At 59.5% G+C, this 12,770-nt stretch carries 12 protein-coding genes; 10 read left to right on the top strand and 2 right to left on the bottom strand.

Annotated features, from left to right (window positions below; genetic code table 11):
* Positions 1 to 20: 20 nt before the first annotated feature.
* The 7 genes from AC3CHX_RS08155 (at position 21) to AC3CHX_RS08125 (ending at position 8,607) form a co-directional block, all read left to right on the top strand.
* Positions 21 to 356 carry an NAD(P) transhydrogenase subunit alpha part 2 gene (locus tag AC3CHX_RS08155; RefSeq protein ID WP_488629284.1) on the top strand — a complete coding sequence of 112 codons (336 nt, stop codon included), beginning with the start codon at positions 21 to 23 and terminating at the stop codon, positions 354 to 356.
* Positions 357 to 358: 2 nt separating this feature from the next.
* On the top strand, positions 359 to 1,804 hold the full coding sequence (locus AC3CHX_RS08150; protein WP_488644764.1) for an NAD(P)(+) transhydrogenase (Re/Si-specific) subunit beta: 1,446 nt from the start codon (positions 359 to 361) through the stop codon (positions 1,802 to 1,804).
* A gap of 169 nt (positions 1,805 to 1,973) precedes the next feature.
* Entirely contained in the window at positions 1,974 to 2,951 is a 978-nt protein-coding gene (locus AC3CHX_RS08145; RefSeq protein WP_488643543.1) for an NAD(P)H-quinone oxidoreductase, read from the top strand.
* A 256-nt stretch (positions 2,952 to 3,207) separates the two neighbouring features.
* Positions 3,208 to 4,455: a formyl-CoA transferase gene (gene frc / locus AC3CHX_RS08140; protein ID WP_488643542.1), complete on the top strand. Its 1,248-nt coding sequence runs from the start codon at positions 3,208 to 3,210 to the stop codon at positions 4,453 to 4,455.
* 51 nt (positions 4,456 to 4,506) lie between these two features.
* The gene (ppc, locus tag AC3CHX_RS08135; protein WP_488643541.1) at positions 4,507 to 7,392 is read left to right on the top strand and encodes a phosphoenolpyruvate carboxylase; all 2,886 of its coding nucleotides are present in this window, start codon (positions 4,507 to 4,509) and stop codon (positions 7,390 to 7,392) included.
* Between the two features lie 70 nt (positions 7,393 to 7,462).
* Positions 7,463 to 7,657 (top strand): tautomerase family protein, encoded by a 195-nt coding sequence (locus tag AC3CHX_RS08130; RefSeq protein ID WP_488643540.1) that lies wholly within the window; start codon positions 7,463 to 7,465, stop codon positions 7,655 to 7,657.
* A 5-nt stretch (positions 7,658 to 7,662) separates the two neighbouring features.
* Positions 7,663 to 8,607 carry a histone deacetylase family protein gene (locus tag AC3CHX_RS08125; RefSeq protein ID WP_488643539.1) on the top strand — a complete coding sequence of 315 codons (945 nt, stop codon included), beginning with the start codon at positions 7,663 to 7,665 and terminating at the stop codon, positions 8,605 to 8,607.
* A gap of 176 nt (positions 8,608 to 8,783) precedes the next feature.
* On the opposite strand, the gene AC3CHX_RS08120 is transcribed toward AC3CHX_RS08125, so the two are convergent.
* On the bottom strand, positions 8,784 to 8,963 hold the full coding sequence (locus tag AC3CHX_RS08120) for a hypothetical protein (RefSeq protein ID WP_488643538.1): 180 nt from the start codon (positions 8,961 to 8,963) through the stop codon (positions 8,784 to 8,786).
* 551 nt (positions 8,964 to 9,514) lie between these two features.
* Here AC3CHX_RS08120 and AC3CHX_RS08115 point away from each other — a divergent pair.
* Together AC3CHX_RS08115 and AC3CHX_RS08110 are read left to right on the top strand one after the other, a co-directional pair.
* On the top strand, positions 9,515 to 9,805 hold the full coding sequence (locus AC3CHX_RS08115) for a nucleotidyltransferase family protein (protein WP_488643537.1): 291 nt from the start codon (positions 9,515 to 9,517) through the stop codon (positions 9,803 to 9,805).
* A complete protein-coding gene (locus AC3CHX_RS08110) occupies positions 9,802 to 10,167 on the top strand; it encodes a HepT-like ribonuclease domain-containing protein (RefSeq protein ID WP_488643536.1) in 366 nt (121 codons plus the stop codon). The genes AC3CHX_RS08115 and AC3CHX_RS08110 overlap by 4 nt, the downstream gene beginning before the upstream one ends.
* 118 nt (positions 10,168 to 10,285) lie before the next feature.
* On the opposite strand, the gene AC3CHX_RS08105 is transcribed toward AC3CHX_RS08110, so the two are convergent.
* Positions 10,286 to 10,894: a Crp/Fnr family transcriptional regulator gene (locus AC3CHX_RS08105; protein ID WP_488643535.1), complete on the bottom strand. Its 609-nt coding sequence runs from the start codon at positions 10,892 to 10,894 to the stop codon at positions 10,286 to 10,288.
* Positions 10,895 to 11,032: 138 nt separating this feature from the next.
* Between AC3CHX_RS08105 and oxc the strand changes: the two genes are divergently transcribed.
* Positions 11,033 to 12,763 (top strand): oxalyl-CoA decarboxylase, encoded by a 1,731-nt coding sequence (oxc, locus tag AC3CHX_RS08100; protein ID WP_488643534.1) that lies wholly within the window; start codon positions 11,033 to 11,035, stop codon positions 12,761 to 12,763.
* The last annotated feature ends 7 nt before the right edge of the window (positions 12,764 to 12,770 follow it).

The following is a 12,770-nucleotide window of genomic DNA, read 5'->3' as shown; positions in this document are numbered from 1 at the left end:
AGGACAAAGGAAAACCCATCATGGAAGTCACCCACACCATCACCAACCTGATCATCTTCGTACTGGCGATCTACGTCGGTTACCACGTGGTCTGGACCGTCACACCGGCCTTGCATACGCCGCTGATGGCGGTCACCAACGCGATTTCCGCGATCATCATCATCGGCGCGATGCTGGCCGCCGGACTGACCGAAGGCATCGTCGGCCAGGTTGCCGGGACACTTGCGGTGGCCTTGGCCGCCGTGAATGTCTTCGGCGGTTTCCTGGTCACCCAGCGGATGCTGGAAATGTTCAAGAAGAAAGAACCGAAAGCAGTGGCGCTCCCTAAAACCGACTTAGCGGGAGCCAAATCATGAGCATGGCATTCGTAAGCATGAACCTGGTGACGATGTTCTACCTGATCGCCTCGGTGTGTTTCATCCAGGCCTTGAAGGGTCTGTCGCATCCATCCTCGGCACGGCGCGGGAATGTGTTCGGCATGAGCGGCATGGCGATCGCCGCGATCACCACCATCGCGCTGATCATCAAACTCAAGACGCAAGCCGGCAGTACCGGCCTGGGTTTCGGACTGGTGCTGATCGGCTTGGTGGTCGGCGGCGGCATCGGTGCCTTCCTGGCTAAAAGAGTCGAAATGACCAAGATGCCGGAACTGGTCGCGGCGATGCACTCGCTGATCGGTCTGGCCGCCGTCTGTATCGCGGTCGCAGCAGTCTCCGAGCCGTGGGCCTTCGGCATCGCGGCGCATGGCGACGCGTTGCCGGTCGGCAACCGCATCGAGTTGTTCATCGGCACCTTCGTCGGTGCGATCACCTTCTCCGGTTCGGTGATTGCGTTCGGCAAGCTGTCGGGCAAGTATAAATTCCGCCTGTTCCAGGGCGCGCCGGTCAGCTTCCGGGGCCAGCATTTCATCAACCTGCTGCTGGCGGTGGCGATGCTCGGTCTGGGCATTATCTTTGTGCTGACCCAATCCTGGCTGCCGTTCATCCTGATGACCATCATCGCCTTCGTCTTGGGCGTGCTGATCATCATCCCGATCGGCGGCGCGGACATGCCGGTGGTGGTCTCGATGCTGAACAGCTATTCGGGCTGGGCCGCGGCCGGGATCGGGTTTTCACTGAACAATGCGATGCTGATCATTGCCGGTTCGCTGGTCGGATCAAGCGGTGCGATCCTGTCCTACATCATGTGCCGTGCGATGAACCGTTCGTTCTTCAACGTGATCCTGGGCGGCTTCGGCGGCGCTCCCGCTGACGCGACACCGGGCGCGGCGCAAGGCCAACGCCCGGTGAAAGCCGGCTCCGCCGACGATGCCGCGTTCCTGATGGGGAATGCCGAAACCGTCATCATCGTGCCCGGCTACGGCCTGGCCGTGGCGCGGGCGCAGCACGCGCTGATGGAACTGGCCGAAAAGCTGTCGCACAAAGGCGTTACCGTCAAGTTTGCGATCCACCCGGTGGCGGGGCGCATGCCGGGCCACATGAACGTCCTGCTGGCCGAGGCTGAAGTGCCGTACGACCAGGTGTTCGAGATGGAAGACATCAACAGCGAATTCGGCCAGGCCGATGTGGTGCTGGTGCTGGGCGCGAACGACGTGGTGAATCCGGCCGCCAAGGATCCGAAGTCGTCGATTGCCGGCATGCCTATCCTGGAAGCCTACAAAGCCAAGACCGTGATCGTCAACAAGCGTTCGATGGCGTCCGGCTATGCCGGGCTGGACAATGAGTTGTTCTACATGGACAAGACCATGATGGTGTTCGGGGATGCGAAGAAGGTGATCGAGGATATGGTGAAGGCGGTTGAATGATGTTTACAGTTCGCGATTGGAACCGGCAGCACGTGTTCGATCGCGAATGCCGAAAATGCCACGACGGAAGACGTGGCTTGTTCAGCAAGATTGACCGCAGTCAATGCGGCATCAGGGATTCCCTCTTAAACTCAGAAACCACGGCAATTTTTTATCAAAAGGGAAACCCATGCGTGCCATTGAAATCACCCAGCCAGGCCCACCAGACGTATTGCAACTCTGCGAGCGTCCCATCCCCACGCCCGAACCGGGCCAACTCTTGATAAAAGTTCATGCAGCCGGAGTAAATCGGCCAGATGTCTTGCAGCGCAGCGGAAATTATCCTGTTCCTCCTGGCGCATCCGATCTTCCGGGGCTGGAAGTGGCAGGGGAAATTGTGGGCGGTGATCTGACCGGCAGCGGATTCAAGCAAGGCGATGCGATCTGTGCGCTGGTGCAAGGCGGTGGTTATGCTGAATATTGCGTCGCACCGATAGGGCAATGTCTGCCGTCGCCGCAGGGATTCAGTATGGTCGAGGCCGCGTCGTTGCCGGAAACATTTTTTACCGTATGGAGCAATGTATTCGATCGGGTAAAACTGTCGGGCAGCGAGACCTTGCTGGTGCAAGGCGGTACCTCCGGCATTGGCGTCACTGCCATCCAGATCGCGACTGCGCTCGGCCACCGGGTGTTCGCCACCGCCGGTTCGGATGAGAAATGCCGTGCCTGCGAAAAGCTTGGCGCGCAACGCGCTATCAATTACCGGACCGAGGATTTTGTCGAGATCGTCAAGTCGGCCACCGCCGGTAAAGGTGTCGACGTGATCCTTGATATGGTCGGCGGCGATTACGTGGCGCGCGAGATCAACTGCCTGGCCGATGACGGACGGCTGGTATTCATCGCGTTGCTCGGCGGCGGGAAGGCGACCGTCAATCTGGGGCAGATTCTGCTGCGGCGTCTGACGATTACCGGTTCGACCTTGCGCCCGCGTCCGGTCGCGTTCAAGGCCGCCATCGCGGCGCAACTGCATGCGCGTATCTGGCCTTTGCTCGCATCCCGAAAAATTAGCCCGGTGATCTACCGGACCTTTCCGCTCGAGCAGGCGGCCCAGGCCCATGCGCTGATGGAAACCAGCACGCATATCGGAAAAATCATGCTTGCGATCTAGGCATGCTGTTTAGGCATGCTATGCGGAACTTAAGGCTGCGCTGAAAAAGCCAGAAAAATCAAAGGATTGATTGATTAACATGCAACGGTGTCAAGGTATACAAAAATGACGATTACTTCACAAAATTCGACGAAAATTGACTGCGGTCAATGCCGGCCGGTCGACCCGGTCGCTATGATGGCGACATCTGAGGCGACGCTGCGCCCAAGCGCACGTTCCCAAGCCATAGAGAGATAACGAACTCCAGGAGACAAGTATGAGCAAAGCATTAGACGGTGTCCGCATTCTCGATTTCACGCATGTGCAGTCGGGACCGACCTGTACCCAGTTGCTGGCCTGGTTCGGGGCCGATGTGATCAAGGTCGAGCGTGCCGGAGAAGGGGACGCTACACGCGGCCAGTTGCGTGACATCCCCGGCGTGGACAGCCTGTACTTCACGATGCTTAACCACAACAAGCGTTCGGTCACTTTGGACACCAAGAAACCGAAAGGGAAGGAGGTGCTCGAAAAGCTGATCAAGACCTGCGATGTGTTGGTCGAGAACTTTGCGCCCGGCGCGCTGGATCGCATGGGCTTCACCTGGGAGCGGATTCAGGAACTCAATCCGCGCATGATCGTCGCCTCGGTCAAAGGCTTCGGTCCGGGACCCTACGAGGACTGCAAGGTGTACGAAAACGTCGCGCAATGCGCCGGGGGTTCGGCCTCGACCACCGGCTTCGACGATGGTCCGCCGATGGTGACCGGCGCGCAGATCGGCGACAGCGGCACCGGCCTGCATCTTGCGCTGGGGATTATTGCGGCGCTCTACCAGCGCAACAGCACCGGACGCGGACAGAAGGTGCTGGCGGCGATGCAGGACAGCGTGCTCAACCTGTGCCGCGTCAAGCTGCGCGACCAGCAACGGCTGGAACAGACCGGCGTGATGAAGGAGTATCCGCAGTATCCCGACCAGCATTTTGGCGACGCCGTGCCACGCGCCGGGAATGCCTCCGGTGGCGGCCAGCCCGGCTCGATCCTGAAGTGCAAGGGCTGGGAGACGGACCCGAACGCCTACATTTATTTCATCACGCAGGGCGCCGTCTGGCCCGCGGTGTGCAAGGTGATCGGAGAGGAAAGCTGGATCGCCGACGAGGCTTACGCCACGCCGGCGGCGCGCCTGCTGCACCTCAAGCCGATCTTCGCGCGCATTGAGCAATGGACCATGACCAAGGACAAGTTCGAGGCGATGGATATTCTCAACAAGTACGACATCCCGTGCGGCCCGATTCTATCGATGAAGGAAATCGCCGAGGAGCCGTCGCTGCGCGCAACCGGCACCATCGTCGAGGTCGATCATCCGACGCGCGGCAAGTACCTGACGGTGGGTAATCCGATCAAACTGTCCGACAGCAGCACCGACGTGACGCGCTCGCCGCTGCTGGGCGAGCACACCGACGAGGTGATGGCGCAACTTGGCTATAGCCAGGATCAGATTGCGGGGTTGCGCGAAGAACGTGTGATCTGAGCTGCCGGCAATTTCCCGACAGATCGCTCATCACATTGAATTGTCCTCATCATGAAAAACCTCGATCTGTTGGAAAACCGGCTTTCCGTGGCGCCTGCGGGCAAGAGTAAATGCGTTGCAGCGGCCAACGCCGCTGACCAGGACGCCCCGTTGAAAGAAGATATCCGCATGCTGGGCCGTCTCCTCGGCGACGTGTTGCGCGAGCAGGAAGGCGAGCTGGTTTTCGATGTGGTCGAAACCATTCGGCAGACTGCCGTGCGCTTTCGGCGCGAGTCGAACGTTCAGGCCGGCGGCGAGCTCAACAAATTGCTGAAAAAATTGACGCGTGCACAAACCATTGCGGTCGTCCGCGCGTTTTCGTATTTCTCACAATTGTCGAATATTGCAGAAGACCAGCACCATAACCGGCTGCGGCGCGCGGCCTTGCTGGCCGGCGCCGTGGCGCAACCGGGGAGCATCGGCCATGCGTTGGCGCAACTCGACGCTGCCGGCATAGCAGGCGCTGCGGTCCGGAGTTTTCTCAAGAATGCCTTGATCTCTCCGGTATTGACCGCCCATCCGACCGAGGTCCAGCGCAAAAGCATCCTGGATGCCGAACATGACATCGCGCGTCTGCTGGCCGAGCGCGACTTGGCGTTGACACCGAACGAACGCAAGCGCAATAGCGCGCTGCTGCAAGCCCGCGTCGCCAGCTTGTGGCAGACCCGGCTGCTGCGCTCGTCGAGGCTGGCGGTCGAAGACGAAATCGATAACGCACTATCCTATTACCGCCAGACCTTCCTGCGTGAGCTGCCGGCGCTCTACGATGATATTGAAGAGGAAATCAGTGCGCGCTTTCCGCAGCAGCCGAAACAAGCGGTCGTGCATGCCGAACTGCCGCCGTTCTTGCAGATGTCGAGCTGGATAGGCGGCGACCGCGACGGCAATCCGAACGTCAACGCGGCAACGATGCGGCATGCGCTGGCGCGCCAATCGAGCACCATCCTCGATTTCTACCTGGAAGAAGTGCACGCGCTCGGCGCCGAATTATCGGTATCGAGCTTGCTGGTGAATGTCAGTCCGGAGCTGCAGGCCCTGGCCAACATCTCGCCCGACCTGTCGGTCCATCGCGCCGAGGAACCTTACCGGCGCGCGCTGATCGGCATCTATGCACGGCTGGCGGCGACGACGCGCGCTTTGGGTAGCAGCATCGTCCTGCGCCGGGAAGTCGGTCCCGCGCCGCCGTATGCCAGTGCGGCGGATTTCAACGGCGATCTGCAGATATTGGTGAGCTCGCTCAAGCTGCATCACGGGACGGCGCTGATCAAACCGCGTCTGGCGATGCTCAAGCGCGCCTCCGAGATTTTCGGTTTCCATCTCGCCACGCTGGACATGCGTCAGAGTTCCGACGTGCACGAGCGGGTGCTGACCGAATTATTTGCCCGCGCCAGGGTGGAGCAACGCTACGACGCTTTGCCGGAGCGCGGAAAAGTCGCATTGCTGCTGGACGAACTGTGTAAGCCGCGCCTGCTGTATTCGCCTTATCTCAGCTACTCGGATGAGACCGATTCGGAACTGGCGATCCTGCATGCCGCCAGTGAAATCCGCCTGCGCTACGGCGAGCGCGCCATCCGCAACTACATTATTTCGCACACCGAGAGCGTGTCCGATTTGCTGGAAGTGCTGTTGCTGCAACGGGAAACCGGCCTGCTGCGCATCCAGTGGAATGACCAGACCGAACAGTCGACGGACGCGGAAATGAGCTTGATGGTGGTGCCGCTATTCGAGACTATTCCGGATCTGCGCTGTGCCGCAGGCATCATGGAAAGCCTGATGGCAATCCCGCAAGTGCGCCGCCTGATCGGCCGGCAAGGCTACGTGCAGGAAGTGATGCTGGGTTACTCGGACTCCAACAAGGACGGCGGTTTTCTCACGTCGAACTGGGAATTGTATAAAGCCGAAACGTGCCTGGTCGACGTATTCGACCGCGCCGGGGTCAAGCTGCGCCTGTTTCACGGGCGCGGCGGCACCGTCGGACGCGGCGGCGGCCCCAGCTATGAAGCGATCCTGGCGCAACCGCCGGGCACCGTCAACGGCCAGATTCGATTGACCGAACAAGGCGAGATCATCGCGTCGAAATTTTCCAATCCGGAAATCGGCCGCCGCAACCTGGAACTGCTGGTCGCCGCCACATTGGAGGCAAGCCTGATTCCGCAAGCCGGCGGCGATCATCACACGAAAAAGCTGGCGATGTTTGAACAGGTGATGGAAGAATTATCCGAACGTGCCTACAGCGCATACCGCGAACTGGTCTATGAAACGCCGGGCTTCACCGATTATTTTTTTTCCTCCACACCGATTGCGGAAATCGCCGAACTGAATATCGGCTCACGTCCCGCTTCGCGCAAATCGCTGCGCCGCATCGAAGACCTGCGCGCGATCCCATGGGGGTTTTCATGGGGCCAGTGCCGTCTGCTGCTGCCTGGCTGGTATGGCTTCGGCAGCGCGCTGTCGTCCTGGTTGCAGGAGGGCGGCGCCAAAGAAAAAAAGGAAAAGATCGCGACCTTGCGTGCGATGCTTGCTGCATGGCCGTTTTTTGCAACGCTGATTTCAAATATGGAAATGGTGCTGGTCAAAACCGATCTCGCGGTCGCATCGCGCTACGCGGAACTGGTCGCCAGCCGGCCGCTGCGCCGCCGCATATTCCAGCGCATCGCGGACGAGCATGCGGCAACCCTTGCATGCCTGGCACTCGTCACCGGCGCCAAACAGCCTTTGGCCGGCAACCCGCGACTGGCGCGATCGATAGAATGCCGCTTTGCTTATCTTGATCCGCTGAATCATTTGCAGGTCGAATTGCTGAAGCGGCATCGGCTGGCCGGAACCGATGAGCGCGTACATCGCGCCATCCATTTGACCATCAATGGGATCGCGGCCGGCTTGCGGAATACCGGATAGCGCCGGCATTTCCTTGGCGTCCATATGGAGCAGCCCCGGATTAAACGCAAAGCAACCGTAAAGGAAACCCATGTCCAGCACCGATGTGCAATTATTTGAAGAGTTATTTGACGGCCGCAGGTTCGAACCAAAGCGCGCCTTCGTCACGGCCATGACCGAGGCGAACTGTGCGGCCCCGGCCTGTGGCGCCGAATCGGCGGGCATCGCTTTCCAGGATGCCGGATGCGAGGATTGGGCGAACACCGGCAAACGGTGGGCGGACTGAACGCCATGACGACCCTGGTCTACTCTCATGCGGCATGCCTGGAACATCGCCCCGGCCCAGGTCATCCGGAATCGCCGGACCGTCTGAAGGCAGTATTGCGCGCGCTGCATGCGCCCGAATTCGCGGCCCTGGAATGGCGCGATGCGCCGATGGGCACCCGCGACCAGCTGCAATTGATCCACGCTCCGGCATATATCGAAGAGGTCGCGCAGCTTGCTCCGCAACACGGCTACGTGGCGCTCGACGGCGGCGATACGGTCATGTCGCCGGGCTCGTGGCAAGCCGTGCTGCGCTGTGTCGGCGCAGCGTGCGCGGGCGTTGATGCGGTGATGGACAGCGCGGCCGACGCGGACATCCGCAAGGTCTTCTGCGCCACCCGTCCCTGTGGTCATCATGCGGAAGCGGCCAGGGCGATGGGATTCTGCATTTTCAATCAGGCCGCGATCGCCGCAGCCTATGCGGTCGATGCCTACCGGCTGGAACGCGTGGCGGTGGTCGACTTCGACGTGCATCATGGAAACGGCACCCAGGCGGCTTTTTACAATCGGCCCGAACTGTTTTATGCATCCAGCCACCAGGCGCCTTTTTATCCCGGTACCGGTGCCGAATCGGAAACCGGCGTGAACCGGAATATCGTCAACCTGCCATTGCCCCGCGGCTGCGATTCGGCACTGTTCCGATCCCGGATTGAAGCTGAAATGCTGCCGGCGCTACGCCGCTTCAATCCCGAGCTCCTGATCATCTCGGCCGGCTTCGATGCCCACCGCCTGGACCCGCTGGCTGGATTGAATCTTGAGGATGAGGATTTTTACTGGATTACCGAACGGTTAATGCGTATCGCCGATGCGTCGTGCGACGGGCGCATTGTCTCGATTCTTGAGGGCGGATATAGTCTGGATGGCCTGGCGAGCGGGACGGCTGCGCATATGCGGGCGTTGATGGGAGCGTAGCCTGCTCCAGCCATCTGGAATGCCGTGTTCTCAGCCTGAACTGATGCGGCGTTGCGTGGCCCGTCAAAATATTGCTGTTTGCACCAAAGGTGGTGCTGCTGAGTCATTGAGACAGAGGATTACGCCCTTCATCCGTTACCTGTAAATCTATGGCGTAATCTTACTCATTGCTTGTCTTACAGGCCCCAGGTCCAGGCAGCGTCTGACTTGTCGCCCGCGATCTTCGCGTCAAGCGATTCGCGCAACTTGACTGCGAACAACACAGCCAGGATCGAGTCAAGCGTAATACGCTTGCGCTGCGGGGCATTTTGGCCGCCCTTGTTTCCGGTTAGTATGGCTCTCGTCGCTGCAAACATAAACGCACTCCTAGTCAATTAGAATTCCTTTGTTGCAGCGCAATATACCTGCAAAGGATGTGCATTTCCAATCAGGAGTTCCCATATCTGATATGGGCGATATGAATACCATGACGGACCTGGGGGAAGTTTTTACAGTCGGGCCGATTCGGCATTCAGAAAGAGTCGAATCAGCCAGTCGCAAAGATGGTCGACGAGGTAATCCGGGCTGGCTACTGGATTACGCCGTGTACCCTTGCGCAAAGTGTTGCAGGGACGACCGGGAGATTGCCGGTGCAGGGTATTTTGCATTATTAATAGACAGGCATGACTTTCGCTGTATATTCCTCGCAATTAAAGTCAAAAACAGGTCATGAAAGTCGAAAGCATTGATAGGCCCGTGGCAAAATAGTGCGCGGCATCTTAGTTGCCCACGATTTTGATCGCCGTGCGAAAGCTGCGGCCCGCGTCGTGCCGACGTTAACTCTGAAGAAATACTCCATAGAGTTTAAGTTTATGGACAATTGAGATATGGTCTATACATACGTCATCGCTCCACAAGGAAATCCGAAATGAAACCATCTGTGGCACTTGAATCAAAGCGTGTCATGGTGCGCGAAGCAGCCGCTCGCTTCCGCACGGCCAACCCTCGCGTGTTCGGCTCCGCCCTGCATGGCGATGACCGAGACGGCAGCGACCTTGATTTGCTGGTGGACGCCTTGCCCGGTGCAACCCTATTTGACCTTGGAGGCCTGCAAGTCGAATTGGAAGAACTCCTCGGCGTACCGGTCGATTTGCTAACACCCGGCGACTTGCCGTCGAAGTTCCGTGCTCAGGTGCTTGCAGAGGCCCTCCCTGTATGAGTGAGAACCGCCTACCCGACTATCTCGAACACATGCTGGAAGCGGCACGGCAGGCGTGCAGCTACATCGAGGGTATTGGCAAGGATGATTTCCTTATGGACAAGCGTACTCAGCAAGCCGTGATCCTGAATATCGTCATCATTGGCGAAGCTGCAACGAAGCTGCTACAGAACTACGGTGACTTCCTCGAACAACACCCAGACTTGCCGTGGCGGAGCATGAAGGGAATGCGCAATCGCGTCGCGCATGGGTACTTCGATATCAATCTCGATATGGTGTGGGAGACCGTGCAGACGGCCTTGCCGCAGTTGTTGGAGCGTCTACCTGCCATTCGTGAAGATGCCGACAAGGAAGCACCGTGAAAAACGGACTTGTTTTATACGCCTACAAATGTACCGAGCGCCCTCATGCTGGCGAAGCGTCGACATAGAAGATGTACGATCATGTTTTCGACTTTAATAGGTCGGAACACTGTGCCCCTCAAATTTTCCCTTGATGCTTCAACCTGGAAAGCGTCTCCGGCGAGATATTCAGATAAGAAGCGAGTTCCTTTTTAGGAATGAGATCAAACAGATCCGCATGTTTCCTCTGGAAGCGATGCACACGCCCCGGCGCATCGAGCAAGTGAAGCGTAATCGTATGCGCCATGATTTCACTCATCAGGCGCATCACCTCATACTCGAACGCCTGTTTGACCGGCGTATGGGTCTCGATGAAAGCCACCCACTGCGGCAGAGGCAGTTTCACCACGCGCGCCTTGGTCACGCACACGATGCTGTACGGCGTCGGCGTCTTCAGGCGCCAGGCCGCATAACTGGTCTCCATGTCGCGGCTATGCGAAAAACGCAGGATCATCTCCTTGGCCTGCTGATTGGCCACCACCCGCTTCAAAATGCCATCGAGGACGAAATACTGCTCCATCTCGTGCACTCCCTGATGCAGCAGGAAGTCGCCTTTCTGGCACTCCACCACCGTCAGGTGCGGCTCCAACTCCATGATTTCACGTTCGTTCAAGCCTTTCAAAACCACATTCTGCTTGAGCTGGACGCGGATGACATTGCGTTCGGGATGATGATCGACTGACGACATGGGAAGAGAACGCCGGGAGGAAAACGGCTGGATGAAAGATGGCAAACATAATGCGTCGAAAATTGACCGCGGTCAATGAGCGCTGCAGGGGCGGCTCGCTATGATGGCTCCACTTGAAACGGAGAAAAAGATTTCATCATGAAAAACGACCTGCAACCAGAAGAATTCCAGACCCCCACAGGCGCCCTGACCGACGGCTTCCACCTGGTCATCGACGCCCTGAAACACAACGACATCGACACCATCTTCGGCCTGGTCGGCATTCCGATCACGGACCTGGCGCGCCTGGCCCAGGCCGAAGGAATGCGCTTCATCGGCTTCCGGCACGAACAACACGCCGGCAATGCGGCGGCCATCGCCGGCTACATGACGCAAAAGCCGGGGATTTGCCTGACCGTGTCCGCCCCCGGCTTCCTGAACGGCCTGACAGCGCTGGCCAATGCCACCGTCAACTGCTTCCCGATGATCCTCATCAGCGGCTCCAGCGAACGCGAAATCGTCGACCTGCAACAAGGCGATTACGAAGAAATGGATCAACTGAATGCGGCCAAGCCGTACGCCAAAGCCGCCTACCGCATCAACAAGGCCGAAGATATCGGCATCGGCATTGCGCGCGCGATTCGTGCGGCCGTGTCCGGCCGTCCCGGCGGCGTCTATCTGGACCTGCCGGCGCAATTGCTGGCGCAGTCGCTCGACGCCGCACGCGGCAAACAATCGCTGGTGCGCGTGGTCGACCCGGTACCGCGTCAACTCCCGGCGCCGGAATCGGTCCAGCGTGCGCTCGACCTGCTGAAAGGCGCCAAGCGTCCGCTGATCCTGCTCGGCAAAGGCGCGGCCTACGCCCAGGCCGACGCCGACATCCGTGCGTTGATCGAACAAACCGGCATCCCGTATCTGCCGATGTCGATGGCCAAAGGCCTGCTGCCCGACACGCATGCGCAATCGGCCGCCGCCGCCCGCTCCTTCGTGTTGGCCGAAGCCGACGTCGTGGTGCTGATCGGCGCCCGCCTGAACTGGCTGCTGGCCCACGGCAAGGGTAAAACCTGGGGTGCACCGAAACAATTCATCCAGATCGACATCTCGCCCACCGAAATCGACAGCAACGTGGCGATCGCAGCACCCGTGATCGGCGACATCGGCTCCTGCGTAGCGGCGCTGCTGGCCGGCATCGATGCCGGTTTCAGCAAGCCCGGCGTCGAATGGACCGGCGCGATCGCCCAACGCAAACAGAAAAACCTGGCGAAGATGGCGGCCACCCTCGACCAGAATCCGTCGCCGATGAACTTCCACAGCGCCCTGCGCGCGATCCGCGACGTGCTCAAGACCCGCCCGGACATCAACGTCGTCAACGAAGGCGCCAACACCCTCGATTACGCCCGCAGCATCATCGACATGTACCAGCCGCGCAAACGCTTCGACTCCGGCACCTGGGGCATCATGGGCATCGGCATGGGCTATGCCATCGGCGCGGCGGTCACCAGCGGCCTGCCGGTGGTGGCCATCGAAGGCGACAGCGCCTTCGGCTTTTCCGGCATGGAACTCGAGACCATCTGCCGCTACGAGCTGCCGATCGTCTCCGTGATCTTCAACAACAACGGCGTCTACCGCGGCACCGACGTCAACCCGACCGGCGGCAAAGACGTCGCCCCGACCGTGTTCGTCAAGGGCGCGCGCTACGACAAGATGATCGAAGCCTTCGGCGGCATCGGTTACCACGTCACCACGCCGGCTGAAATGACGCAGGCCTTGACCGCAGCGATCGCGGCAGGCAAACCGGCGCTCATCAACGCCGTCATCGACGAAGCAGCGGGCACCGAGAGCGGCCGCCTGACCAATCTGAATCCGCAAAGCAGCGCGACCAAGAAATAAGCCATTT

The sequence above is a fragment of the Glaciimonas sp. OK215 genome (assembly GCF_057787885.1).
The sequence above is the reverse complement of the archived record's forward strand: the minus strand, read 5'-3'. Positions and strand labels throughout refer to the sequence as shown.